This is a genomic window from Marivirga sericea, assembly GCF_900177665.1.
GTDB lineage: Bacteria > Bacteroidota > Bacteroidia > Cytophagales > Cyclobacteriaceae > Marivirga > Marivirga sericea.
In genome coordinates this window covers 23,748-49,176 of record NZ_FXAW01000002.1, presented here as the reverse complement: position 1 = coordinate 49,176, position 25,429 = coordinate 23,748, and the positions used below count along the sequence as shown (strand labels likewise).

Sequence of the window (25,429 nt, the reverse complement as noted above, 5' to 3'; positions counted from 1 at the left end):
AATAACTACTTTAGAAAATTTGAGCCCTGATCATTTTTGTGATCAGGGCTTTTTTGATGCCAACCTATTTTTTCAAAATGGTGTCGTTAATGAAACAATCACCAAAACACTATGAATAAATTAATAGTCTTAATTACCTTGCTCATTTCTTCAAGTTATTCCTACTCACAAAATCACTCAATTGGTTTATCCGCAGGTCATGTTTTTAGTGGAAGAGCAACTGATTTTGAGTCTTTAGCTGGCGCCTCTTCGTACCATCATAAAAGCGGGAGTCAACTTTCGCTAAACTACAAGCTGCAATTGTCAAAGAATATAACACTGCTTTCTGGCCTACAATTACAGCAATTATCAATGGAAGCACAAAATGGCTCGAGCACTGCGGAGCTTCAAACTTGGGACTTTAATGTAGATAATCTAAACATCCCCCTGTATGCTAATCTATCATTTTTCAAATACTTCTTTATTGAGGGAGGCCCTATACTCAATTTTCAAATAAATGAACCAGACCCATACGGAATCGATAATCAAAATGGAATCGGTATTTCAGCAGGAATTGGAGCTCAATATGACATAGGAAAGCTGAACTTCTTCCTTAAGTCACAAGCTCAAATGCAAGCCCTAGTCCCATTTAATTCAGAAAAATACCATGAGCGATTGATTACAAATTCATTGTCACTTGGTGTCTATTATCAGTTATAAATACCTGCTGAATCTTAGTAAAGCCGTCTAAGTTTCCTAATTTTGAGCCCTATGCAAAAAGAAAACAGGCTAAGATGGGTCATATTGCTCAACATCATTATTACGGTTTCTCAAATCGTGGGAGGAATTGTAGGAAATTCTATGGCACTGATTTCCGATGCCATGCACAATTTTAGTGATGTTGCTGCACTCATCATCAGTTTAGTCGCTATTGTTCTGGCCAAGAAGGAAGCTACCTACAGTAAATCTTTTGGCTATAAAAGAGCAGAAGTGCTAGCTGCTTTTGTAAATTCAGCTGCAATAATTGCAGTTGCTGTTTATATTGTAGTGCAAAGTGTTGAGCGCTTACAAATCACACAATCATTAGAGATCAATAATGATCTTGTTATTTGGCTTGCAGGTGTTGCAATAATTGCCAACGGATTAAGTGTTCTGTTTTTAGTAAAGTTTGCAAAGAATAGCATGAATATGAAGTCCGCTTTCTTACATTTACTATCAGACACCTTGTTCTCTGCAGCTGTATTGGGTGGTGGCTTAGCTATGAAATATTATGGAGTTACTTGGGTAGATGGCGTATTATCCATTTTGATTGGGGTTTATTTAATTGCTACTTCTTGGCAACTACTGTGGAGTTCCACAAAAATCCTCTTGCAGTTTGTTCCAGAAGGTATCAATATCCCACTATTGGTTGAAGAAGTGGAATCATTACAGGAAGTGAAAAATATTCACCATATCCATGTTTGGCAATTGGATGAATATACCATTCATTTAGAGGCGCATGTAGATTTACAAGAAGATCTAAATGTGAGTGAAACACATGATATTCAAAATAAAATTCAGGATTTACTCCATACGAATTTTTCAATCGGTCATATTACCCTTCAATTTGAACACGGCTTGGAAGGGAATAAGAAGTTGATTCAATAATAAAGACAAACCCCGCTCTAGGTGGCTTAATCGGAAATAAATTTCTTCTTAAGCTTTTTTCTTGATAAAAAAGATACAAAAAATCAAGACAAAAATATGCTCCCATCCAAAGGCCAAGACCGGCCCGCATTTTTGTCTTCCCTCCCGCGACTATATTTGCCTACTTAGTTAGGGACGAGACATTATTTATAAAAAAAGCCATCTCAACTGAGATGGCTTTAGTTTTTAAAACTTAGGAAAATTTACTCTCCTTTTTCTTTAAACTTATCCAACTTAGTTTTGCCTTCTTCCTTTGGAAAAACATTATCAGATTTGTCAGTATCAGCTAAGTCTCCTTCCGAATCAAAAACGATTTTAGATACTTCTTTGTCAAGAATCAACATCTTGCGGGTTTTACCTTCGTTTTTTCTCCAGATTTCAGCAGGAATATATTTCTCTTCCTTTTCACCATCTGTGTATTCAATAGTGAATAAAAGAGGGGAAACCAATCCACCTTCATTGCTTAAGGTAATCTCGTAAAAATGCTTGTCAGCGTATCTAGCTTTAATGGCATCATCATCAACTTTTGAGCGATATTCTCCAAACCAAAAATCAGGTGTGTTTGAAACAGAAATGTAACTAGGACCATCACTGAAGTCAGTATTTAATTCTTCTGTTTCCCCTTCTCCTAAATCACCTTTTGGTGCATTAGCATTCTTTTCCATATCAGACTCTTCCTGAGCAATTCGGAAATATTTAACTTCATCTACGCTGATATCCACATGATCCGTAGTGTAGAACCATCCTCTCCAGAACCAATCCAAATCAACTGCAGATGCATCTTCCATGGTTCGGAAAAAATCTGCTGGCGTGGGGTGCTTGAACATCCATCTTTGCGCATACGCTTTAAATGATTCGTCAAAAAGTTCAGGACCCATGATGGTGTTTCTCAATAAGTTTAATGCAGCTGCTGGTTTTGAATATGCATTTGGCCCTAAACGCAATACCTGCTCAGGATTGGTCATGATGGCTCTTTGCTGGTCTTTACTACTTTTCATATAGCCCGTAACCGCTTGCGGAATATTATCCGAATAAGGTAAGTCTGGGTAATATTCAAACATTACGTTTGATTCTAGGAAAGAATTCAAGCCTTCATCCATCCAAGCCCACTGACGCTCATCAGAGTTGACAATCATTGGAAAATAATTGTGGCCAATTTCATGAACAATTACATAAGTCATCCCTAATTGTGTTCTTACTGAATACTCCCCATTTTCATCCGGTCTTCCGAAGTTGAAGCAGATCATAGGATACTCCATCCCTATTGAAGCAGCATGCACTGATGTAGCTTGAGGATAGGGGTAATCAAATGTTCTTTCAGAATATAACACCAAGGTGTTTTTTACTGCTTTTGTAGATTCTTTCTCCCAAAGTGGATTTCCCTCTTTCGGGTAGAATGACTGTGCAAAAGGTTTTGTGGACTCTAATTCTACCATCTGTCCATCCCAAATAAATTTTCTGGAAGCAGCAAAACCAAAATCTCTCACATTTTCTGCTTTGAATTTCCAAGTCTCATAGTTAGTAGACTTGTCCTTTTCATTCTCTATTGCTTCTTCTTCCGTTACAATGAATGTTTGCTCTGTTGATTTTAACGCTTTTTCATACCTTTTGGCTTGCTCCTTAGTTAAAACTTCTTTAGGATTTTGAACCATGCCAGTAGCTCCTACAATGAAATCATCGGGAACTGTGATTTCAACATCATAATCACCAAAAGTTAAGGCAAACTCTCCAGAACCTAGGAATTGCTTGTTCTGCCATCCTTCTACATCATTATAAACAGCCATTCTTGGGAAGAACTGTGCTATCGTATAAAGCGAATTTCCATCTTCTTCGAAATATTCGAAACCACTTCTTCCTCCCCCTTTCATTCTGTCATTCACAAAGTAATTCCAGTCAATTGAAAAAGAAATGTTTTCTCCTGGCTTTAATGTTTGAGGCAAACGAATTTTCATCATTGTTTTTTGAACTAGGTAATCCATATCCTCTCCTTCCGCATTTTTTACAGATTCAATATTAAATCCTCCAGGAAAATCATATGAACTTCCACCGTTAGCCACATACTGCTCCAAATATTTAGCAGGAATAGTGTCATTAAAGAAAGTTGCATTGCTAACCAACTCACTATCTGAACCTTCCGCTCTCATGTTTTGGTCTAATTGTAACCACAAATAATTTAAAGGATGAGGTGATTGATTATAGTAGGTAATGGTTTCTGAACCCGTAATCTTATTTGAGGATTCTGTTAATTTTACTTTGATAGTATAATCAGCCTTTTGCTGCCAATAATTTTCTCCTGGCGCCCCAGATGCTGTTCTGTAAGAGTTAGGAGTAGGTAACATGCTCCCTAACTGTTCAAAACGCTCTTTATATTCTTGCTCCTGCGCAACAGTTAAAAATGGAGCACAGATTAGAATCATCATTAATAGTTTCTTCATAGTCTTCATATTATTAGCTAAAATATATCCCAATACTACTAAAAAATTGCTTGACATCCATTTTTGCCATTTCAAAATTACACCAAAGGATAAAAGAATTTTTTAAAAGTTCTTAAAGTTAACGCAACTTTCATATATTTGCAACAATGTTGCGTTTGTGTAAAATATTACTAGTTAGCTTGCTAATGATGATAGCTCAATTTGGACTGGCTCAAGAAAAATGCTCTGCACTTTTTTCCGGGCAAGTACTATCTGAAGTTGAACATCAGCCGATAGCCTTTGCTAGCATTTACTTGCCAGCCCTAGGAGATGGGGTGCAAACAGATGAAAATGGTTATTTTTCTATCAAAATATCCTGTCATGATAAATATGAAGTAGTCATAAGTCAAGTTGAATTCCAGTCTATCACAACTTATATATCTGTTGACATACAAAATCTCAAAAAGGACTTCTACCTAGAACAAAAAAACAATATTCTTTCTGCCGTAAGCGTCCACTCCCATAAAAGGGAGGAAGTATTGTTAAGTAATGTCGAAAGCGTATTATCTACCCGAGAATTAAGAAAGCTGAAAGGAAAATCTCTTTCAGAATCTGTAAGCACTTTACCTGGTGTTTATAACATCAAGACAGGACCTGGTATTAATAAACCTATGATTCATGGCCTCTATGGAAGCAGAATTCAAGTGGTCAACAATGAAGTTTCCCAAATGGGCCAGCAGTGGGGTGTTGACCATGCACCTGAGATTGACCCATTTGTTGCTTCACGAATCACCATAGTGAAAGGCGCTTCTTCTGTCAAATATGGTCCCAGAGCCATAGGCGGAGCTTTGCTGCTAGAACCTGAGCCACTTCTTCCTGATTCATTGATACACGGTAGCCTAGATTTGGTGGGTTTTACAAATGGAAGAGGGGGAATTGGTTCAGCTATGATATCTGGCAGCTTCTTGCTAAATGATGAAAAATCTATTAATTGGAGACTTCAATCTTCTGCCAAGAAATCAGGAGATCTGCAGGCAGCCAATTACAATTTAACAAATACCGGTAGCGAAGAATTGAATTTTTCCGCTGCAGCCAACTATATAAAACAGGATTTACAAGCAGATCTTTTTTACAGCAGATTCTCTACTGAAATCGGAATATTAAGAGGCGCCCACATAGGAAATGTTGATAATTTTTTTGAAGCTCTAGATCAGCGTCCTCCATTCTTCACAGAAGACTTTTCATACGAAATCAATAATCCTAAGCAAAATGTGGTACACCAGTTATTGAAAGCAAAAGTCCATCTAGATCGTTCTGATTATGGTGATTTCGATTTTATATATGCTTATCAACAAAATACCAGACAAGAATTTGACGTCAGAAGAGGAGGAAGAAGCAATAAACCGTCAGTTGACTTACAACTCGATAGCCATGTGGCTAAACTGCTTTTCCACCATGAGCCTGTTTGGGGCAATCTCAGTGGCGAAATAGGATTAGATTATGAATATCAAAATAATAAAAACGTGCCCGGTACAGGAACAACACCCTTGATTCCTAATTATTCCAGTTTCCAGATTGGTACATTTATAAATGAAGCGTGGGCTGAAGAAAATTGGAGTCTTGAAGCAGGTCTCCGATTTGACGCTATTGGTATTGATGTCCTGAAATTTAACGAAGATGATGAATTAATTAACCCACAGCACCAATACAATATGTTTTCAGGAATAGTGGGTGGTGGTTATGATTTCAGTGCTAATTTGAAATACAAATCTAATTTAAGCTGGAGCCAAAGGGCGCCTAGCATCAATGAATTATACAGCCAAGGCCTGCATCATAGTGTAGCGGCAATTGAGGAAGGAGATGACCAACTTTCACCCGAAACTTCTTTTAAATGGTTACATAGTGTGCAGTATAACCATAAAGAAAAATTAAGAGTAAAAGTCGATGCTTATGCAAGCAGGATTCAAAACTACATCTATTTAGAGCCCGAAGAACCTAGACTGACTATCAGAGGAGCTTTTCCTGTTTATCAATATAGGCAGACCTTAGCAGATATTTTCGGAATGGATATTATGGGGAGCTATGAGTTTTTTCATCATCTCACATTCAATACAAAAGCATCTATCATTAGAGGAAACGATATTTCAAATGAACTGCCTTTGATTTTCATGCCCGCCGATCGATGGGAAAACTCCTTGAACTGGAGAATTTCAAATGTGCTTGGCTTTAAGGAAATAGATTTTGCCTTAAGTGGATTACAGGTATTTGAACAATTCAGAGCACCTATCACAGAAACCGAGGCGTACGAAAGGGCAACTGTACCTGTGCCTGAAGGCTATTTCATTACTAATTTTTCATTGGATACCACTCGAAAATTAGAGAATGCCCAATTAAACGTAGGATTAAGCATTTACAATTTAATGAATACCGACTATACAGATTACCTGAATCGCTTACGTTTTTACGCGGCTGAAACAGGTAGAAATTTTGAATTACGAATCAATTACATCTTTTAAACAAACTTTTAAAACCAAATAAATAACAATCAAAAATGAAAAACCAAACGATGAGTATTTTACGAAGCATGCTACTTTTAGTAGCCGTATTACTATTTTCACAATGTAATACAGAAGATCCAGAGCCGGAAAATGAAGAAGAGTTAATTACAACCCTGGAAATGACCTTCACCCCTGTTGGCGGAGGAGACGATGTGTCTTTCTCTATTTTTGATGAAGATGGAGATGGCCCAATCGAACCAGTTTATACCAATGGAACATTAGCTCCTAATACAAGCTACAATGTCTCCATTGAAGTGCGAAACGATGAAGAAAACGAAGACATTACTGCAGAGATAGTAGAAGAAGACGAAGAACATCAGTTTTTCTTTCAGAAAAGTAATGGATTAGATATTGAGTTTGCTTATGATGATGCTGATGGAAATGGAAATCCCATTGGACTAGCAACAGTTTTCATAACTGGTGAAGCGAGCGATGGTTCTTTAGTAGTCATTTTAAGACATGAGCCCAACAAATCAGCTGAGGGCGCAGTAAATGGCGACCCAAGCAACGCAGGTGGTGAAACCGACATTCAAGCTACTTTTGATGTAGTGATTGAATAACAAGAATTTAAATTTTGGTTGATTAAAGCAGTCATTCGAAAGGGTGGCTGCTTTTTTTATTTTTGTACTACAATCATCCGATAATTGGTTTCAGATTTGTGACCGCTTTCCTGGTCTTTAAAAGTATAAACAAATTTCTGATCTGTTAGCCTCTTCAATTTCCCTTCAAAACCAATTGCGGTGTTTAGAATGCTAACTTTTTCTCCGTTGTCTTGGATGCAGAATATGACCAAGCTCTCTCTTCGGATCTGGGAAACGATTTTCTGAACTAATGCAATCTCTTTTGCCTTGTCCTTCTTTGCAAAATGAAACATACTGTCGAGTAAAATAATATCATAGTTTTGACACTCATTGTAAGAAAAGATATCTCCTACTTTCCCAGTCAAGGATAGGTTTTTGACTTTGGCAATTTTGTTCATTTGATCAATTCCAACCTTGGAATGATCTATTCCAGTAACATCATAACCCATCCGAGCAATGGCAATAGCATCTCTACCCTGCCCGCAACCTAAATCCAGCACTTTCCCTTTTTTCGGATAATGAGCCAAAAATTCTATCAGTTCGGGATATGGGTCTCCGAAGAGGTTTTCAGTATGATAATATTCATCGTAGGCGACCATAGATTTCATAATTTAAACTTAGAATATAACAGGCTTTGTAGGGGTGGCAGTTAACACCACCAAGCCCAGATACAATTTACAAAGGAATCTCATTTCCACACTAGAAAATTGAAAAGTTCACTTAACCCTTTATGGTAGCTTAATAATCGCAGTTGTGTTAATCAGTCCATTGCTCTTACTTCTTGCAAGTCAAATTGAATTTTGATGTTGTTATTGAAAGTGTAGTGCATCTTGATGAAACCATACTCTTTCGTAACGATGGCTTCCATAGTGGAATCATAAAAATCCTGAGATTCATGGAAGTCATTAAAATCTCCGCCTGAGGTAGCCAATATATTCCAGGCTGTAACTTCTGAGTTGTTCACAGTGGTGTCGCCAAGTGGCTTGACAGTATAATCTTGTATCATAGGGCCGCCCATCCCTATGAATTCCAGACTACGTGAAAAATTAAAGGTAGAATCTGTCAGAGCTTTCGTATAAACAAAAGGATGATGGGAAAAAGATAATATGCGGTATTGATTGGTTCTTGGAGGGTGCATATAAATGATACCTTTCTTTGCTACTGCCCCAGTCGTTTCATCCTCAGAAAGTCGATACTCTCCTTTTTATCATAATGTTTTTGATTTTTTTCTTGCCACCATTTATCCGGATCAAGATAGTTTTTATAGCCTGCCGTATCGGTATGGTAAATATATTTTACCGCCACCTGATAGCGCATCTGGAAAAACCAAGGCCTACCTAATGGTCTTAACACCATTTTTTCGTTTGTAATAGTGTCTCCCTCACTATCAATATATAGGGCTCCAAAATGATATTCTTGATCCCCATTAAAACAAGCCACTCTTTCATCGGATTCATACTCTTCTTGGGCTGATAATGTATTTGAAGCAAATAGAATAATGATTAGGGATAGTGAAAGATATTTCATGATAGTTTTTTTAATAATTGGGAATGTTAAAATGACGCAACGGTTTTACTATAGCTATTAATTTGGTTCTTGGGGCATCATTTACATAGGTATAAACATAAGAATGCAAGAATTATTATAAAAGGTCAGGCTTTTGTGAATTGGGGTTTTGCTGTTGTAATTGATTCAAGTAAGTTCTTGTTGTATTACTGAGAATCAGGAATTATCATGTTCGTAATACCCGATTAGTGTTTCAAGTAACTTAATAGACTTTCTTTGTGTAGAAGTAGAATGTATAGGTTATAGCTGCAAGTGTACAGACCATCATGTAAAGCATGGCGAGAAGGGGGTCTTGATTGTTATTAGATTAATATAAGAAATCATACTAATGAACCTTTGGTGCGCATAAAAACAAAAGCCCGCAGCATCTCTACCACAGGCTTTCCCGTTATTATTAAAATCCAACTTTTTCTTTTCATTCAATAGCTTCATACTCCTCAAAAAGCGAAAGATCTAATTCGCTAATGCTTTCCTGATAGGCTTTCCAATCCTCTGCAAAGAATTTGTTAAACGCTACAATTGCAGGCATCAGTGCTTCTTCTGCCTGCTTTTTCAATTGCTTCTGGGTTTCACCAGGCTTGTCGAAACTAGCAGCAGTATAATAATAAGCATTACCAATTCTATCACCTATATCAGGAATTGGCGTTCTGATAATCCCTTGCTTTTCACTGAAATCCTCGCCCACGAAAGGCTCAAACAATACCTCTAACGAATCCTTGATCGCTTTACTTGCTTTAATTTGTTCTTTGAAAGCTTCTTTATCTTTTTCCTTCATCCATTGAATGTAGTGATCAGCTGTTTCTTTGGCTTTCAGAATTCTTTGACTAGCCTTATAAGCTTTCAATTGCATTTCCTCGACTGATTTTAGGAAATCATAACGAGCTTGCAAATCACTCATATTCACATCCAATCGAGGATCGAACTTCACTTCAATCTCAGTAGAGTCTTTGTGCTCACCAAAGTGCATCACCAGCTTGTATTTTCCTGGCATTACATCCACTCCGCCTGACTCTTCAGCATCTTCTTTAGTCAATCTTCTGCTAGGGCCTCGTGGTCCCGCCTCATCCATTCTCCAATACATGCGGTGTAAGCCATTTTCTTTAGGAGCCTTCTCTCTTAAGGTACGGATCAACTTGCCTTCCATATTATATACCTGAAGCTTAAGGGAATCATAAGTAATTTTATCCTTATCCTCTTCTTCCTCTTCCTCATCCTTTTTATCTTCTTCCTCTTTTTTCTCTGGGGCATTGATCAAATAAGAAATCATCGCATTAGAATTTCTATTCTCTCCATTAAAAAGCGCATTCGCTCCAAAGCGAGAACCACTTGGCTGCTGATTTACCGCCTGATAAGCAGTTGGAGGGGTAAATAATTTCAAAGGCTGATCTAATATTGTTTTGCCTTCAGTAGCTAATTCCCGTAGAGGTCGGATATCATCCATTACATAAATGGCTCGACCGAAAGTACCAATTACTAAATCATGCTCACGTGGATGAATCACCATATCACGAGTTGGTACATTTGGATAATCATTGGTCCATTTTTGCCAATTTTGGCCTTTGTTGATACTAAAATATAAACCGCCATCCGTTCCTAAGAACATTAAATTCGGCTCTTCTGGATCTTGTACCACGCTCAAGGTGTATGTCCAAACTTCATCTCCGGAAGTTAAATTTGTCCAGCTCTTACCATAGTTGGTAGTATGAAACAAATAAGGTTTGAAATCGAAATTTCTATAATTATTCACTACTACAAATGCTTCTCCGGCATTATATGTGGAAGCTTGGATTTGAGCGACCCATGATTCCGCTGGAAAGTCTTTGATTTTGGTACTAACTTTAGTCCAGCTTTTCCCGCCATCTTGAGTCAATTGAATATTGCCGTCATCTGTTCCTACCCAAATTACTTCTTCTTTCAATGAAGAAGGCGCAATAGCGGTGATGGTGGTGTTATTTTCTGCTCCTGTTGCATCATAAGTTAAACCACCACTTTCAAATTGCTTTTGTTTTTCAGGGTCATTCGTTGTCAAATCAGGTGAAATGATTTTCCAAGTTTGACCTTTGTCTGTAGTTTTATGTAAAAACTGACTACCAAAATAAACAGAGCTATTATCAAACGGATTCTGCGCTATGGCGGCATTCCAATTAAATCTTAACAATACATCTTTATCAGGATGGGTCGGTCTCACGATTTGGTTGTTACCCGTTTCTCTATCATAGCGCACGACAAAACCTTGCTGAGATTGAGCAAATCCATATCTTGAATTATCTGGATCTGGCATTACATCAAATCCATCTCCAAAAGCTAATTCCTGAAAGTATGAATTTCTTATTCCTTGCGACTTCCAAGCGTAAGCTGGGCCAATCCAGCTGCCGTTATCTTGCATTCCGCCATATACATTGTAAGGATAATCATTATCTACATTGATATGATAAAATTGTCCAACTGGTAGATTTTGCACAAATCTCCAGGTCTCTCCACCATCATAAGTAATATTTAACCCACCGTCATTTCCATCCAGCATCATATCTGGATTATTGGGATGGATATACCAAGCATGGTGATCAGGATGAACCCCTACTTCAGTACCATAAGCTGGCATTAATTCTTTAAATGACTTACCGCCATCCTCACTTACATTTACATAAGTGAAGATCGTATAAACTCTATTTTCATTGGAAGGATCAGCATACAACTCAGCATAGTAGAATGGACGATTTCCAATTTCTCCCATATCGGAATTAATCATTTCCCATTTATAACCACCATCAGTTGATTTATATAAAGCATTCTTTTTAGATTCGATTAAAGCATAAACGGTTTTGGAATCTGCAGCTGAAATGGCTAAACCTATTCTTCCTAAATCACCTTTAGGCAAACCATCCTCATCGGTTAATTCTTTCCAGTTTTCACCTCCATCGACAGTCATGTATAATCCAGAACCTGGCCCACCGGAACTGAATGTCCATGGCTTTCTTCTGTGTTCCCACATAGCAGCGAATAATTTATTAGGATTATTCGGGTCCATGATTAATTCCGCAACCCCCGTTTTGTTATCGACAAATAAGCTCTTATTCCAACTTTTACCACCATCTGTGGTTTTATAAACTCCTCTTTCAGGATGTTCCCCCCAAGGAGAACCGATTGCACCTACATATACAGTATTCGGATTTCTAGGATCAATTCTAACCCGATGGATGTTACGAGTTTTCTCTAAGCCCATCAGTTTCCAGCTTTTTCCTCCATCCATTGACTTATATAATCCATAACCCCCATTAGAACTATTTCTTGGGTTACCTTCTCCAGTACCAACCCATATTATATCAGGATTGTCCTGCTGAATTGCAACAGCACCAATTGAAAGTATTTGCTCTTCATCGAAAACCGGCTTCCAGTCCACACCACCACTTTCAGATTTCCATAGACCACCAGAAGCAGAACCGACATACATCACCTGAGGATTGTCGTGTACCACATCAATGGCGGTAATTCTACCACTCATACCAGCAGGGCCGATGCTGCGTACATCTATGCCTTTTAGCTTTTCTAAATCTACTTCTTGTGCTGAGGCTATAAAATAACAGCCTAAAGCAAGCAATGTAAAAATCCATTGTTTTATAAATGATTTCCTCATATTACGAATTTTAAGTTTCTTCAATCTCGTAACATGCAGGCTTATATGCAAATGAATTTTATGTCAAGGGTGAAATAGCAATTTGACTAGCTAGATAGTAACTAAAAAATGTTACTTAGAACCAAGGATTTCCTCAATTACGTCTTGCATTTCTTTTTTTTCAAGGGGCGTAAAACTATCACTTATAAAAACAACCCTTCCTGATTTATCCAGCAGTACATTTTTAGGATATAGTTGTTGACCAATTTCTTTCAAGAATGGCTTGGCGTCCACTACATGAATAAAATCGAGTGGATGTTTCTTTAATAGTTTTTCAACCTCTTTAGAAGTGTTAAAAGTGATGGCAACAAAATGAACCTCGTCTTTATACTTTTTTGCAATAGTATTCAATTCTGGAAATTTAGCAATACAGGGTCTGCAGCTGGTAAACCATAAATCAACAAAAATAGGTTTACCTTTTAGGTCAGATATTCGTAAGCTTTCATTTTCAAGTGTTTCAAATTTATAGTCAGGAAACTCCTTACCTTTATAATCAAATATCTTCTCCAGATTGCCTTCAGTAGTTTTCACCCATTCAAAAACTTTTATCGTAGAATCGTTTCTGTTAATTTCTTCTATTATTTGAACAGCAAAAGTAACTGTCATATTTGGGAAAACCATTTTGTATGTTTTCACTTTGGACTCATTAGCTTCTTCTAGCTGATTGGAACGGTAGTATTTTCCTGTCTCAGCTTCTTGGTAAATAGTTATGGATTGGGCAATTGCTATAAATGAAGAATTAAATAAGAGGAGAAGAATTAAATAACGCATGATGTAATATAGTAAAATAATTATTATTCTCTTGACTTATTAGTTCTAAGCCTTTTTCCTATAATCCACAGCCTCCATACTTCCATCTTCATCCACAATATGCGTTTCTTTCCCAGGAACTATATCGGTATTTTGGGCCGAAGCACAACTCCAGTGCCCGTCCTCTTTTTGATGTACTACAAATGTAAAAATGGTATTTCTAGCTTGTGCCTTTACACCCTTGATATCAGTTTGCCCATCCAAGTGAATCCTTGCGTTCACCACCGCAATTCTATCACTTAAATATTTAACCTTTGTTTTCCTTAATGATAATTCTGAATCTTTAAAGATTACTTTTAAACCATAATCATGGGCTTTAAAAATGGATTTTCGGTCATGCCACCATAAACCCGTTACATTTATAAATTCTGCATCTTCATCAAAAATAGAAGCCAGCATTACAGCATCTTTCTTATTCCATGCTTTGATGAAAGTATTGGGAATATCCTTAGGATCTTCTAGTTGTAGAGATGAAAAATTAACCATGATATATGTAATCGATAAAAATTTGATTCATAAAAGCTTAACGTATTTAAAACTAAAATAATTGATTTTTGATTAGTTAGAAAATTAAAAAATGCACTAACTCATTAATAAAAAAGCCGATTAAACTTTCGTCTAATCGGCTTTGCTTATATGATTTAATTCTAAACTTTATTTCAAAGTCCTTTTTACTTCTCTTTCTTCAAATCCTTCAATCACATCTCCTTCTTTAATGTCATTGTAGCCTTTGATACTAATACCACATTCGAACCCTTTCTTCACTTCCTGAACGTCATCTTTATATCGCTTCAATTGATCGATTTCTCCCTCATATTTCACAATACCTTCTCTAATCAACCTAATTTTGTTCTTACGCATTACGTATCCGTCCGTCACCATACATCCTGCAACAGTTCCAATTTTAGAAATCTTAAAAATCTCACGAACTTCAATGTTACCTGTAATTACCTCCTCAGTAGTTGGTGCTAACATACCTTCCATGGCATCTTTCAACTCATTGATAGCATCATAGATAATGGAGTATAGTCTAATTTCAATTTCCTCATTATCAGCAATTTTACGAGCATTTTGAGATGGTCTCACCTGGAAACCTAATATTATCGCATCTGAAGCTGAAGCTAATAGCACATCAGATTCTGAAATCTGCCCTACAGCCTTATGGATGATATTAACCTGAATTTCTTCCGTAGATAATTTCAGTAAAGAATCAGATAATGCCTCAATTGAACCATCTACATCACCTTTCACAATTACATTTAGTTCTTTAAATGAACCAATTGCCAATCTACGTCCAATTTCATCAAGAGTAATATGCTTCTTAGTTCGCATACTTTGTTCTCTCTGAATTTGTTCCCGCTTATTGGCTATATCTCTTGCTTCACGATCAGTTTCCATTACGTTGAAACGGTCACCCGCTTGTGGCGCACCGTCTAACCCTAACATCAGAACTGGTGTTGACGGACCTGCTTCCACGACCTTTTTCCCTTTGTGGTCAAACATAGCTTTTACCTTACCATAATGTGCTCCTGCTAAAACTACATCTCCAACTTTTAGAGTTCCTGCCTGTACCATGATAGTGGTAACATAACCTCTACCTTTATCTAGCTCTGCTTCCACTACAGTTCCAACTGCAGATTTCTTTGCGTTTGCTTTAAGCTCTAGTACTTCTGCTTCTAGCAATACTTTTTCTAATAAGTCTTCAATTCCCGCACCTGATTTGGCAGATACTTCTTGACACTGATATTTACCACCCCAGTCTTCAACTAAAATATTGATGGCAGATAATTGCTCTTTTATCTTATCCGGATTCGCATTCGGCTTATCCACTTTATTAATGGCAATTACCATAGGAACACCTGCCACTTGCGCGTGATTAATTGCCTCTTTGGTTTGGGGCATCACCGCATCATCAGCAGCTATTACAATAATAGCAACATCAGTAATTTTTGCACCCCTAGCACGCATGGCTGTAAAGGCTTCGTGACCCGGAGTATCCAAGAATGCTACTTTCTTGCCGGACTCTGTCATCACATCATAAGCACCAATATGCTGCGTAATACCACCTGCTTCACCAGCAGTTACTTTTGATTCACGGATAAAATCTAGTAATGAAGTTTTACCATGATCTACGTGTCCCATTATCGTAACAATCGGAGCTCTGTCTTTTAAATCTTCTGGGCTATCCTCAACTTCTATTACCTCCGTTTCATCATCAGCCTCAGTAAATTTCACATCATAACCAAACTCATCTGCAATGATTGTAATAGTTTCAGCATCTAATCTCTGATTGATAGAAGCAAAAATTCCCAGATTCATACATTTTGCAATGACATCATTTACGCTGACATCCATTAAAGATGCTAAGTCATTTGCTGATATAAATTCAGTTGTTTTCAGTACTTTAGACTCCTGCTCTTGTTGCTGAAGGTCACCCTCTCTTTTATCTGCCTGAGTCTGACGCTTTTCTTTTCTATATTTTGATCGATTACCACTAGCACCTGGTGATTTACCACTCAAGCGTGCCATAGTTTGCTTAATCTGTTCTTGGATTTCCTTTTCTGTAGGCTCTGCTTTTTCTACTCTACCTTTTCTACCTCTATTTCTATCACTTCCGCCACCTCTATTTTGGCCAGGACCTGAAGCTCTATTTGCTCCTTGACCAGTTCCGCCTCCAGGTCGTGCATCTTGAGGTTTGTTTGAAGCAATTCTCTTTCTAGGTCTTTTGCCTCTTCTAGCTTCCTTCTTATCATCTGAAGAAGCTACAGGTTTAACCCCTTTCTTACCCTTTCTTTCCTTCTCTTTTGGTAGATCGATTTTACCTAGAACCGTAAGCCCTTTCAAAGAATCTGCTTTGGCAGCAATAGTCGATTCTGTTGGCTTTTCTTGCGTTAACGGTAGTTTTTCTGTTGGCTTATCTTCTGCTTTCTTATCTTCCTTTGGAGCTTCCTCTTTTGAAGTTTCAGCTTTAGGTTGTTCCTCCTTTTTCTCTTCCTTCTTTTCTTCTTTCTCTTCTACCTTTCCTTTGGGCGCCTCTTCTTCCTTCTTCTCTTCAGCCTTTTTTTCCTCTAGCTTTGGTTTCTCCTCTTTCTTTTCTTCTTTTTCCTCTACCTTACCTTTTGGAGCTTCTTCTGGTGCTTTCTTTTCAGCTACTGGCTGTTCTTTTTCCTTCTTAGGTTCTTCAGTAGCTTTTGCAGGCTCCTCAGCTTTACCTTTCTTCTTGTCGTCCAAATCAATTTTTCCTAAAACTTTCGGTCCTGATAGTTTAGGGCTCTCAGATTTGTAGACATCATCTTTTGTCTCTTCTTTTTTAGCAGATGCTTGCTCGGTCGGCTTTTGCTCAGACGGAGTACTTTTCTCCTTGCCTTCGCCAGCGTTTTTAATTAAGACTTTTTCTTCGTCATCATTATCATCGCTATCCGAATCCACCACTACATTGCTATTATGTTTTTTACCAATGGATAGGCTCGATGCTTCCTCTTTCTCTTGTGCAGAGGAGGCAAACTCTTTTGCGAGCATACCAAATTGCTCTTCCGAAATTTTTGAGTTTGGCTTACTATCCACCTCATAACCTTTTTTACCCAAGAAGTCTGTGATTGTAGATAAACCTACATTCAATTTTCTTGCCGCAAGGCTGAGTCGCATCATTTTTTCTTCTGACATAAATGCTTTGTATTCTGCTAAAAAATTATTGAACCTGAGTAATAAAAACCCTTACTCAAATTCTTGACTAAATATTTTAAATATTTCGTCTATTGTTTCTTCTTCTAAGTCAGTCATTCTAACTAACTCTTCTCTACCTAATTCCAACACTCTTTTGGCGGTGTCAAGCCCAACTTTCTTCAATTCTTCAATAACCCAATCTTCTAGTACGTCATTGAATTCATCGATCAATACATCTTCTTCCTCAGCATCAGTCAACTCACGGAACACATCGATTTCCATCCCAACTAATTTACTTGCCAATTTAATGTTTTGACCTCCTTTACCGATTGCTAAAGAGACCTGATCAGGTTTCAAATATACTGAAACTCGCTTATTCTCTATATCTATTTTCATAGAACTTAACTTTGCAGGGCTTAAAGCTCGCTGTATATAAAGCTCCATATTTTCAGTAAAGTTAATTACATCTATATTTTCATTCTGTAATTCTCTTACAATACTGTGAATTCTTGACCCCTTCATCCCTACGCATGCACCAACTGGATCAATTCTATCATCATAAGATTCAACTGCTACTTTGGCTCTCTCGCCAGGTTCTCTTACGATCTTTTTAATGGTTATCAATTCATCATAAACTTCTGGCACTTCTTGTTCGAATAATCGCTCCAAGAAGACTGGAGAAGTTCTCGAAAGAATAATTTTAGGATTTCCATTCTGCATCTCCACCCTATGAACTACTGCACGAACAGAATCACCTTTTCTAAATCGATCTTTCGGAATTTGCTCTGATTTCAACAACACTAATTCATTTCCATCTGCATCCGTCAATAAAGTTTCACGGCTCAAAATCTGGTACACCTCACCGGCGATGATTTCTCCTACAAGTTCACTGTATTTATTAAATAAGATATCTTTCTCAAGGTCTTTTACCTTTTGAATCAGCGTTTGACGAGCAGTCGTAACAGCTCTTCTTCCAAAGTGCTCTAACTCTACTTCCTCAGCTACTTCTTCACCGATCTCAAAATCGGGCTCAATTTTTCTAGCTTCAGTCAAACTGATTTTGTCATGATCCCAGATATCTTCTGAATTATCATCCACAATTTCTCGAAAACGCCAAATTTCAAGGTCACCCTTATCAGCATTTATAATAATATCAAAATTATCGTCCGTTTCGTATTTTTTACGAATCATGGTTTTAAACACATCCTCCAGGATGCGAATCATGGTGGGACGGTCGATATTTTTTTGCCTTGCAAAATCGGCAAACGATTCTATTAGATTTAATGTGTCCATGTTACTTAAATGAAACCAAGACTTTTGTTTTGTCTATATTTTCGAATGAAACTTTCGTCTCTTCCAACTTTATTTTCTTTTTACCTTTTTCCTTTATCTCCTGATTTACAAGAATAAAGTCTTCTTTTGCTTCCAAAAGTTCCCCTCTGATAGACTTACCATCAGTAGTATCCACTTTAACTTTCCGTCCAATATTTTTCAAATACTGTCTTTGGTTCATCAAAGGGTGATCCAAACCAGGCGAAGATACTTCCAGAACATAAGCGTTTTCTAATACCTCATCCTCTTCCATTCGATGCGCTAACTGTCGGCTTACGCTCGCACAATAGTCTATTGAAACGCCTTCATCTCCATCAAGTAGTACAACAATTTTCAATTTATCGTTTCCACTAATTACAATATCCACAATAAAATATTGCGGCTCTGTAATAATCTCTTGTAAATACGCCTTTACTTTTTCGTCTAAACCTATCATTCTACGATAAAAAAGAGGGGACTTAAAAGCCCCCTCATGATCTTGTTTTACTAACTTTGTTGCAAATTTAGAGTAAATAATTGAGCAAAACAAATAGTCTGGGCTAACAGATTTATATATTAATACTATAGAACTATAAATTCAATCTCGAATTTGTACCGAAAAAGAGAATCTTATTTATAATTTTGCCATATGGACAAAGAATTAAAGATACAAAACTCGCTGACAAGACAGAAGGAACTATTCGAACCTATCAACCCTCCATTTGTGGGGATGTATGTTTGTGGACCTACTGTTTACAGTGATGCCCATATGGGCAATGTCCGAACGTTCATGAGTTTTGATGTCATAAACCGATACTTGCGCCACTTAGGCTATAAAGTTCGATATGTTAGAAATATTACAGATGTGGGCCATTTGGTAGATGATGCTGATGATGGTGAAGACAAAATTGGAAAAAAAGCCAAGCTCGAAAATGTAGAACCCATGGAAATTGTCCAAAGATATGCGAATGGTTTTCATAGAGTGATGGATTTATTTAACATTTTGGAGCCGGATATTGAACCAACTGCTACTGGTCACATAGTAGAGCAAATTGAAATCAATAAAAAATTATTGAAAAATGGATGGGCCTACGAAAAAAATGGTTCTATCTATTTTGATGTTTCGAAATATAATGAAGCACATGAATACGGGATTTTAAGCGGAAGAAAAATTGAAGACCTTCAAAGCAATACAAGAACGCTGGATGGTCAAGATGATAAAAAGAACCCGCTCGATTTTGCTTTATGGAAAAAGGCTTCAGATGAGCATATCATGCGATGGCCATCTCCCTGGAGCGATGGCTTCCCTGGCTGGCATTTAGAATGTACCGTAATGAGTACAAAGTATTTAGGCGAAACTTTTGACATCCACGGTGGCGGAATGGATTTGAAATTTCCACATCACGAATGTGAAATAGCGCAATCTGTGGGCGCAAATGGCAAAAAGCCCGTTAATTACTGGATTCATACTAATATGTTGACCGTAAATGGCCAGAAAATGAGTAAATCTTTAGGAAATTCTTTCTTACCTACTCAACTGGTAACCGGCAATCATGATATGCTGGAGCAAGGGTACACGCCAATGACTGTTCGCTTTTTCATGATGCAAACGCATTACTCTAGCACCTTAGATTTTAGTAACGAAGCATTGAAAGCGGCCCAAAAAGGTTATAGAAGACTGGCTAATGGTTTAAAAATCATTAAAAGCCTCAGCTTTAAAAATGATGATGGCAAGAAAAACGAAAAAGCCATCAGCCAGATAGATTTAGCTTGTGATGCATGTTATAAATCCATGAATGATGATTTTAATACCGCAAAAACCATCGCTCAGCTTTTTGAATTGCTGAAGAAAATCAACTCTCTTCATACAGGCCAACTAAAATATGGCGAAGTTGGACAAGATGCTTTTGAAAAAATGTCTAGTACTTATCAAACGTTTATGGAAGATATTCTAGGTTTGAAAGAGGAAACTCCAACGGAAGTTGATCCGATTATTGATTCTTTACTTGAATTTTATAAAAAAGCTAAAGCAGAAAAGAATTACGACCAAGTAGACGAAATCAGAGCGATTCTTAAATCTAATAAACTGATTATAAAAGATTTAAAGACAGGAGTAGATTGGGGTTATGAAGAATAAACAATTATCATTTGAACATAAATAAAAAAGGGCAATCCGTTTGTAAGTAGATTGCCCCTTTTTTTGAATTGTCATTACTATTCCGGTTGAGGAGTAGTTCTTAAATAAGGTTTAATAACTGTATGGCCTTTAGGGAATTTTGCTGGTATTTCATCATCTGTCACTGCTGGTGTAATGATTACATCCTCTCCAAATTTCCAATCAGCTGGTGTAGCCACTTGATGTTTAGCTGTTAATTGCAATGAATCAATTACTCTTAAAATTTCTGCGAAATTTCTTCCTGTGCTAGCAGGATAAACGATAGTGGCTTTAATTTTTTTGTCAGGCCCAATAAAGAAAACTGAGCGAACTGTTGCAGTAGCTGAAGCATTTTCGTGAATCATATCATAAAGATTTGCCACTACTCTTTTTTCATCACCAATGATTGGAAATTCAACTGATGTATTTTGTGTTTCATTTACATCTTTTTTCCACTCATTGTGTGATTTCACATCATCCACACTTACTACAGCCACTTTTGTGTTACGTTTTGCGAATTCATCTTTCAATTGAGCCGTTCTGCCTATTTCGGTTGTACAAACTGGAGTGAAATCAGCAGGATGGGAGTACAAAATTCCCCAGCTATCTCCTAACCATTCATGAAAATCAATTTGTCCCTCTGTTGTATCCGCTTGAAAATTTGGTGCGGTATCTCCTATTCTTAGTCCCATAATTTTATGTTTTATTTTTAACTACAAAACTTGTAACGGGTTGTTTAAGAATGTGTTTGCACAAAAATAAAGTTAATTCATATTTGCTAGCTTCCTTTTTTTAACTAATTATAAATCCCTTATCCTGAGCATGATTTTCAGCCTCCGCAGTATTTTCCAACATCAAGAGCGGTACTCCTTTATCTTCAAATTCATGCATGGTCTTCTCATCAAAATCATCTTTCTTTCCGATTTTCCGTATGTAGACTGCTAAAATGCGATTTGGAAACTCGTGCAATGCCTGTCTATAAATTTCTGTGTCTTTTTGTCCGCTGTCTCCTATCAAGATGAATTTAAGGTTCGGAAAAAGTGTCATCAGTCTTTTTATTTTATCTCGTTTATGTTGATGACTACCTCCACCAGTAAATAACAAATCCCTTAATCCTGATTTATACTCCTGCAATAAAAACGGCCCCTTGGGAATATCTTGAACTTGAAAAAAGTCTTGCAGGAAATCATATAAATTCCACTCACTGCTGCTTACATAAAAAAAAGGGTTTTCACTAGCCCTAAGCTTTTGATAAAATTCAGCAACGCCCTCAAATGGTAACCTTGTTTTAGCATTTTTGGTCATGATCAACCGAAGCTTTTTGAATAGTTGAGTAGCATGTGATACTAAAATGGTATCATCAATATCGGAAATGGTTCCGAACTGAGCTTCACTTCCAACAATTAAGAACTCACCCGTGACTTTGTAAATCTCCTCCCCGTTTTCATCTATGCTAAAAATAACTTTATGCCAGCCCGGTTCAAATTTGTACTTCGGTTCAATCCACGCACTAAAATAACCGTATTCATCGGTTTGGGTGGTGAATCTCTCCTCCCCTAGTACAATTTTAACTTTCATGTCCGGAATAGGAGAACTCAAATACCGAGACAGCATAATCCTAAAATTTTTTCCTCTTTTGTCCGCTGCTTCAGAATTAAACTCAGGCCGGTTTTCTAAAACGCCACCTTTCAGGTAAATCTGGTTTCGATTTCCATAGCCCATAAAGGGGACAATTTTAGGTGGAGAAATAATACCTAATAATCGTTTTAAATTAAGGGCAAATCGTATATTTAAGCTACGTAGAATAATTTCTAATTTTTAGTATTAATGCAATTTCAAAAACTACTTTTTATAATTAATCCCAAATCAGGAAATTCTGATAAGACTAATCTGGAAAGACAAATAAAGTCTGTCTGTGCTAAAAATAACAAGGATTATGCGCTTTTCTATACAACTGGTCAAAATGATCAAGAAAAAATCAAAGAAAAGCAATCAGATTATCAAGCCGATACCCTAATTGCATGCGGAGGGGATGGGACTGTGAATTTAGTGGCACAGAATTTATTTCACTCAGAAACAAAACTAGGAATTATACCTTTAGGCTCAGCCAATGGGTTAGCCCATGAATTGGAGATCGAAAATGATGTCGAGGAAAGCTTAGAAACACTTATGAAGGGGCGTGTCAAAGATATAGACGTGATTTGCATTAATGATAAAAACTATTGCTTGCACCTCAGTGATTTAGGATTTAACGCCCAAATGATCAAAGATTTTGAGGAAAATGAAGAAAGAGGCATGTTCGCTTATGCAAAATCCTTCTTCAGTTCTTTGATAGATAAAAAAGCTACTGACTTCCTTATTGAATTCAACGGAACAGAAAAAGACGTTAAAGCTGAAATGATTGTGCTAGCTAATGCCTCTAGCTATGGTTCCGGAGCAGTTATCAATCCCGGAAGCAAACTAGATGACGGTAGCTTCGAATTGATCATTTTCAAACCTATGCCACTGAGAGATTTAGTTTCTTTGACATTAGAATCCTTTTTGGGTGATATTAAAAACTCACCTTATGTCGAAATCTATAAAGTAGAAAGTGCGAAAATATATTGTGAACAAGCAGAACTTCTACAGGTCGATGGTGAACTGAAAGGAGAACACAAAGAAGTGAAAGCCGAGATAATGAAAGGTGCAATTAAAATAATAGCATAATATGAAATCTGATAATGCCAAAAAAGAGAAACCAACTTTCATAAAAGGACTTGTTGCAGTGCTTATTTTAGCTTTTGCCCTCTTCGGATTCTATCAATTGATTCTCGACTTTCTCAAATTTTTAGGGACGATTTAATAATCTGTCACCATTTCTTCCACCTCATTTAATTTCTTCATTGATGATCTTCCCGAGGTTGCATAAATAATTTCACCTGCTTTATTGACTACATAGAAATAAGGTTTGTCCTTTTCACTCATATTTAGCTGATCCTCGTAGTCACCCATTTTCCCACTGTAGACGATCACATGCGGATGCAGTTTTTTATCTACGTCTTTCTGCATTTTCCTGATTGCTGAACCAGAAGCACCTCGTTTCAAACCTGTAAACATAGGAATGAATACAACATTGACATCAGGCTTCATTTCAGGAATAAGGGCATTAGGATCAGCCTCTCTGATAAACCTTTCCCAAATAGGTTGAAACCAAGTTTTTAAATCGTCCTCTGCTTTTTTACTAAAAGCAATCCCAACTAAAGTCATCTTATCTTGTGTAGCAGATGGCACAGTGATTTCTGCATCGGTTAGACTTGTTCCTGTCATTTCGGGAAAAGAATCTCCTACTTGAGCTTTTGCGATTTGAATTAAAACAAATAAAGTCGCTAGTGTTAAAGTTAATTTTTTCATACAGTTCGAAACGTTGATTACAAAATTCTGTTATAATCAAAACTACAAAATATGATAGAACATTTCTTTCATTGCCCACATTGTTTTCAAGAAATCAGTATGTTAGTGGACGCCAGCATTTCAGAGCAGACGTATATAGAAGATTGCGAAGTTTGCTGCAATCCCTTGCAGATCAATCTAGAAATTGAAAACGGAGAAATTAATTATTTTGAAGCTAATCCTGCCCAATGATTTTGTCAAAGACAGTTTTATAGATTAGAATTTTTACTAAATTGAGCTTAGTAAATTCTATTCTCAGAAATATGAAAATTGATTGTGCTCATCAACATATATTAGTAACTGGCGGAACTAGAGGAATTGGTGCTGCCATCACCAGAACCTTAGTAGAATGCGGGGCTTACGTAGTTGCTCATTACAACAGAAATGAGGAATCGGCTCAAAAGCTTAAAAAAGAACTAGGATCTAGCATCCATCTCATCAAAGCAGATTTGTCTGGTGCTATGGAAGTAGCACGTTTATTCAGCGAAACACTGGACTATTTTGATGGGAGACTAGACGGTATTGTCAATAATGCAGGGATCGCACTCTCATCAGACATTCATAAAAATGCTGTGGACTGGACCGATGACTGGTTGAAGACAATGGATGTCAATGTGAATGCCGTTGGATTGTTATGTAAAAGAAGCGTAGTGCAGTTTCAAAAGCAAGACACTGGTGGCCGCATCGTAAACATCTCTTCTCGTGCTGCTTTTAGAGGAGACACAGCTGATTACTTAGCTTATGCTACCTCAAAAGGAGCCGTTGTTTCTTTAACCAAATCCATTGCTAGAGCCTTTGGAAAACAAAATATAAAAGCCTTTACCGTGGCACCGGGCTTTGTGAGAACCGACATGGCGCAGCAGTTTATTGATCAGTATGGAGAAGGCTTTGCATTGGATGATATCGCCTTGACAAAATTAACAGAACCAGAAGACATTTCACCTACGATCGCTATGTTAATGTCTGGCCTAATGGACCACGCTACGGGTACTACGATTGATATAAATGCTGCAAGCTATGTCCACTGATAAAGAGCGTTGCCCTTGGTGCTTAGGTTTTGAACAATATATAAAATATCATGATGAAGAATGGGGAGTTCCAGTTCATGATGATCAAACGCATTTTGAATTTTTAATATTAGAAGGTGCTCAAGCAGGCTTGAGTTGGGCAACCGTTTTAAAGAAGAGAGAAAACTATAGAAATCTATTAGCTAATTTCAGTGCTAAAAAAGTAGCGAACTTTGATCAATCCAAAATTGACGAGTTATTGCAAAATCCAGGAATTATCCGAAATAAGTTAAAACTAAATGGTGCCGTAACCAATGCTCAAAAGTTTCTGGAAGTGCAGCAGGAGTTCGGGAGCTTTGATCGATATATTTGGTCTTTTGTAGATCATAAGCCCATTGTCAACAAAATAAAATCAATGAAAGAAGCACCTGCTACTTCTCCTGAGTCAGATGCATTGAGCAAAGACTTAAAAAAAAGAGGTTTTAAGTTTGTGGGAAGCACTATAATGTATGCGCACATGCAAGCTTGCGGTTTGGTTAATGACCACCTGCTAAGTTGCTTTAGGTTTCGGGAAGTAATTAAATGATTCTATGATGT

Annotated in this window: 22 protein-coding genes; 9 read left to right on the top strand and 13 right to left on the bottom strand. The window is 37.2% G+C overall.

Annotated elements, in window-relative coordinates:
- The first annotated feature begins 111 nt into the window (after nt 1–111).
- Nucleotides 112–699: an outer membrane beta-barrel protein gene (locus tag B9Y84_RS05385; RefSeq protein ID WP_085516082.1), complete on the top strand. Its 588-nt coding sequence runs from the start codon at nt 112–114 to the stop codon at nt 697–699.
- Nucleotides 700–750: 51 nt separating this feature from the next.
- Nucleotides 751–1,626 carry a cation diffusion facilitator family transporter gene (locus B9Y84_RS05380; protein ID WP_085516081.1) on the top strand — a complete coding sequence of 292 codons (876 nt, stop codon included), beginning with the start codon at nt 751–753 and terminating at the stop codon, nt 1,624–1,626.
- Between the two features lie 242 nt (nt 1,627–1,868).
- On the opposite strand, the gene B9Y84_RS05375 is transcribed toward B9Y84_RS05380, so the two are convergent.
- Nucleotides 1,869–4,100: a M1 family metallopeptidase gene (locus tag B9Y84_RS05375; protein WP_085516486.1), complete on the bottom strand. Its 2,232-nt coding sequence runs from the start codon at nt 4,098–4,100 to the stop codon at nt 1,869–1,871.
- 185 nt (nt 4,101–4,285) lie between these two features.
- On the opposite strand from B9Y84_RS05375, the gene B9Y84_RS05370 reads away from it, so the two are divergent.
- Together B9Y84_RS05370 and B9Y84_RS05365 are read left to right on the top strand one after the other, a co-directional pair.
- Nucleotides 4,286–6,595, top strand: coding sequence for a TonB-dependent receptor (locus B9Y84_RS05370; protein WP_176223727.1), 2,310 nt, complete (start codon nt 4,286–4,288; stop codon nt 6,593–6,595).
- Between the two features lie 35 nt (nt 6,596–6,630).
- On the top strand, nt 6,631–7,197 hold the full coding sequence (locus B9Y84_RS05365; RefSeq protein WP_085516079.1) for a hypothetical protein: 567 nt from the start codon (nt 6,631–6,633) through the stop codon (nt 7,195–7,197).
- 56 nt (nt 7,198–7,253) lie between these two features.
- On the opposite strand, the gene B9Y84_RS05360 is transcribed toward B9Y84_RS05365, so the two are convergent.
- The 9 genes from B9Y84_RS05360 to B9Y84_RS05320 all read right to left on the bottom strand — a co-directional run bounded on the left by B9Y84_RS05360 (nt 7,254) and on the right by B9Y84_RS05320 (nt 18,698).
- Nucleotides 7,254–7,826, bottom strand: coding sequence for a class I SAM-dependent methyltransferase (locus tag B9Y84_RS05360; protein ID WP_245830825.1), 573 nt, complete (start codon nt 7,824–7,826; stop codon nt 7,254–7,256).
- Between the two features lie 152 nt (nt 7,827–7,978).
- Nucleotides 7,979–8,356 carry a hypothetical protein gene (locus tag B9Y84_RS05355; protein WP_139827950.1) on the bottom strand — a complete coding sequence of 126 codons (378 nt, stop codon included), beginning with the start codon at nt 8,354–8,356 and terminating at the stop codon, nt 7,979–7,981.
- A 20-nt stretch (nt 8,357–8,376) separates the two neighbouring features.
- Entirely contained in the window at nt 8,377–8,745 is a 369-nt protein-coding gene (locus B9Y84_RS05350) for a hypothetical protein (RefSeq protein ID WP_085516077.1), read from the bottom strand.
- A 454-nt stretch (nt 8,746–9,199) separates the two neighbouring features.
- Nucleotides 9,200–12,418 (bottom strand): WD40/YVTN/BNR-like repeat-containing protein, encoded by a 3,219-nt coding sequence (locus B9Y84_RS05345; RefSeq protein ID WP_085516076.1) that lies wholly within the window; start codon nt 12,416–12,418, stop codon nt 9,200–9,202.
- Between the two features lie 111 nt (nt 12,419–12,529).
- Nucleotides 12,530–13,228, bottom strand: a complete 699-nt coding sequence (locus B9Y84_RS05340) for a TlpA family protein disulfide reductase (protein WP_085516075.1) — start codon at nt 13,226–13,228, stop codon at nt 12,530–12,532.
- 45 nt (nt 13,229–13,273) lie between these two features.
- A complete protein-coding gene (locus B9Y84_RS05335) occupies nt 13,274–13,753 on the bottom strand; it encodes an SgcJ/EcaC family oxidoreductase (RefSeq protein ID WP_085516074.1) in 480 nt (159 codons plus the stop codon).
- A gap of 168 nt (nt 13,754–13,921) precedes the next feature.
- Nucleotides 13,922–16,930 (bottom strand): translation initiation factor IF-2, encoded by a 3,009-nt coding sequence (gene infB / locus B9Y84_RS05330; RefSeq protein ID WP_085516073.1) that lies wholly within the window; start codon nt 16,928–16,930, stop codon nt 13,922–13,924.
- A 51-nt stretch (nt 16,931–16,981) separates the two neighbouring features.
- On the bottom strand, nt 16,982–18,223 hold the full coding sequence (gene nusA, locus B9Y84_RS05325; protein WP_085516072.1) for a transcription termination factor NusA: 1,242 nt from the start codon (nt 18,221–18,223) through the stop codon (nt 16,982–16,984).
- Nucleotide 18,224: 1 nt separating this feature from the next.
- Complete coding sequence (locus B9Y84_RS05320; RefSeq protein WP_085516071.1) at nt 18,225–18,698, bottom strand: ribosome maturation factor RimP; 474 nt, start codon at nt 18,696–18,698, stop codon at nt 18,225–18,227.
- Nucleotides 18,699–18,890: 192 nt separating this feature from the next.
- Between B9Y84_RS05320 and cysS the strand changes: the two genes are divergently transcribed.
- Nucleotides 18,891–20,378 carry a cysteine--tRNA ligase gene (gene cysS, locus B9Y84_RS05315; RefSeq protein ID WP_085516070.1) on the top strand — a complete coding sequence of 496 codons (1,488 nt, stop codon included), beginning with the start codon at nt 18,891–18,893 and terminating at the stop codon, nt 20,376–20,378.
- Nucleotides 20,379–20,455: 77 nt separating this feature from the next.
- Here cysS and B9Y84_RS05310 read toward each other — a convergent pair whose 3' ends face one another.
- Nucleotides 20,456–21,088 (bottom strand): peroxiredoxin, encoded by a 633-nt coding sequence (locus B9Y84_RS05310; protein WP_085516069.1) that lies wholly within the window; start codon nt 21,086–21,088, stop codon nt 20,456–20,458.
- A 100-nt stretch (nt 21,089–21,188) separates the two neighbouring features.
- Nucleotides 21,189–22,118, bottom strand: coding sequence for an App1 family protein (locus tag B9Y84_RS05305; RefSeq protein WP_085516068.1), 930 nt, complete (start codon nt 22,116–22,118; stop codon nt 21,189–21,191).
- A gap of 105 nt (nt 22,119–22,223) precedes the next feature.
- Here B9Y84_RS05305 and B9Y84_RS05300 point away from each other — a divergent pair, with 105 nt between their 5' ends.
- Nucleotides 22,224–23,102, top strand: coding sequence for a diacylglycerol/lipid kinase family protein (locus tag B9Y84_RS05300; RefSeq protein ID WP_085516067.1), 879 nt, complete (start codon nt 22,224–22,226; stop codon nt 23,100–23,102).
- Nucleotides 23,103–23,234: 132 nt separating this feature from the next.
- On the opposite strand, the gene B9Y84_RS05295 is transcribed toward B9Y84_RS05300, so the two are convergent.
- Nucleotides 23,235–23,786 carry a hypothetical protein gene (locus B9Y84_RS05295; RefSeq protein WP_085516066.1) on the bottom strand — a complete coding sequence of 184 codons (552 nt, stop codon included), beginning with the start codon at nt 23,784–23,786 and terminating at the stop codon, nt 23,235–23,237.
- 51 nt (nt 23,787–23,837) lie between these two features.
- On the opposite strand from B9Y84_RS05295, the gene B9Y84_RS05290 reads away from it, so the two are divergent.
- The 3 genes from B9Y84_RS05290 to B9Y84_RS05280 all read left to right on the top strand — a co-directional run bounded on the left by B9Y84_RS05290 (nt 23,838) and on the right by B9Y84_RS05280 (nt 25,418).
- Nucleotides 23,838–24,017, top strand: a complete 180-nt coding sequence (locus tag B9Y84_RS05290; protein ID WP_085516065.1) for a CPXCG motif-containing cysteine-rich protein — start codon at nt 23,838–23,840, stop codon at nt 24,015–24,017.
- Nucleotides 24,018–24,088: 71 nt separating this feature from the next.
- The gene (locus B9Y84_RS05285) at nt 24,089–24,853 is read left to right on the top strand and encodes an SDR family NAD(P)-dependent oxidoreductase (protein WP_085516064.1); all 765 of its coding nucleotides are present in this window, start codon (nt 24,089–24,091) and stop codon (nt 24,851–24,853) included.
- Nucleotides 24,843–25,418, top strand: coding sequence for a DNA-3-methyladenine glycosylase I (locus tag B9Y84_RS05280; protein ID WP_245830824.1), 576 nt, complete (start codon nt 24,843–24,845; stop codon nt 25,416–25,418). The genes B9Y84_RS05285 and B9Y84_RS05280 overlap by 11 nt, the downstream gene beginning before the upstream one ends.
- Nucleotides 25,419–25,429: the final 11 nt, after the last annotated feature.

Bases quoted from the DNA above. Each gene is read 5' to 3' on its own strand.
- B9Y84_RS05385 (WP_085516082.1), top strand. From the start codon at position 112: ATGAATAAATTAATAGTCTTAATTACCTTGCTCATTTCTTCAAGTTAT.
- B9Y84_RS05380 (WP_085516081.1), top strand. From the start codon at position 751: ATGCAAAAAGAAAACAGGCTAAGATGGGTCATATTGCTCAACATCATT.
- B9Y84_RS05375 (WP_085516486.1), bottom strand. From the start codon at position 4,100: ATGAAGAAACTATTAATGATGATTCTAATCTGTGCTCCATTTTTAACT.
- B9Y84_RS05370 (WP_176223727.1), top strand. From the start codon at position 4,286: ATGATGATAGCTCAATTTGGACTGGCTCAAGAAAAATGCTCTGCACTT.
- B9Y84_RS05365 (WP_085516079.1), top strand. From the start codon at position 6,631: ATGAAAAACCAAACGATGAGTATTTTACGAAGCATGCTACTTTTAGTA.
- B9Y84_RS05360 (WP_245830825.1), bottom strand. From the start codon at position 7,826: ATGAAATCTATGGTCGCCTACGATGAATATTATCATACTGAAAACCTC.
- B9Y84_RS05355 (WP_139827950.1), bottom strand. From the start codon at position 8,356: ATGCACCCTCCAAGAACCAATCAATACCGCATATTATCTTTTTCCCAT.
- B9Y84_RS05350 (WP_085516077.1), bottom strand. From the start codon at position 8,745: ATGAAATATCTTTCACTATCCCTAATCATTATTCTATTTGCTTCAAAT.
- B9Y84_RS05345 (WP_085516076.1), bottom strand. From the start codon at position 12,418: ATGAGGAAATCATTTATAAAACAATGGATTTTTACATTGCTTGCTTTA.
- B9Y84_RS05340 (WP_085516075.1), bottom strand. From the start codon at position 13,228: ATGCGTTATTTAATTCTTCTCCTCTTATTTAATTCTTCATTTATAGCA.
- B9Y84_RS05335 (WP_085516074.1), bottom strand. From the start codon at position 13,753: ATGGTTAATTTTTCATCTCTACAACTAGAAGATCCTAAGGATATTCCC.
- infB (WP_085516073.1), bottom strand. From the start codon at position 16,930: ATGTCAGAAGAAAAAATGATGCGACTCAGCCTTGCGGCAAGAAAATTG.
- nusA (WP_085516072.1), bottom strand. From the start codon at position 18,223: ATGGACACATTAAATCTAATAGAATCGTTTGCCGATTTTGCAAGGCAA.
- B9Y84_RS05320 (WP_085516071.1), bottom strand. From the start codon at position 18,698: ATGATAGGTTTAGACGAAAAAGTAAAGGCGTATTTACAAGAGATTATT.
- cysS (WP_085516070.1), top strand. From the start codon at position 18,891: ATGGACAAAGAATTAAAGATACAAAACTCGCTGACAAGACAGAAGGAA.
- B9Y84_RS05310 (WP_085516069.1), bottom strand. From the start codon at position 21,088: ATGGGACTAAGAATAGGAGATACCGCACCAAATTTTCAAGCGGATACA.
- B9Y84_RS05305 (WP_085516068.1), bottom strand. From the start codon at position 22,118: ATGGGCTATGGAAATCGAAACCAGATTTACCTGAAAGGTGGCGTTTTA.
- B9Y84_RS05300 (WP_085516067.1), top strand. From the start codon at position 22,224: ATGCAATTTCAAAAACTACTTTTTATAATTAATCCCAAATCAGGAAAT.
- B9Y84_RS05295 (WP_085516066.1), bottom strand. From the start codon at position 23,786: ATGAAAAAATTAACTTTAACACTAGCGACTTTATTTGTTTTAATTCAA.
- B9Y84_RS05290 (WP_085516065.1), top strand. From the start codon at position 23,838: ATGATAGAACATTTCTTTCATTGCCCACATTGTTTTCAAGAAATCAGT.
- B9Y84_RS05285 (WP_085516064.1), top strand. From the start codon at position 24,089: ATGAAAATTGATTGTGCTCATCAACATATATTAGTAACTGGCGGAACT.
- B9Y84_RS05280 (WP_245830824.1), top strand. From the start codon at position 24,843: ATGTCCACTGATAAAGAGCGTTGCCCTTGGTGCTTAGGTTTTGAACAA.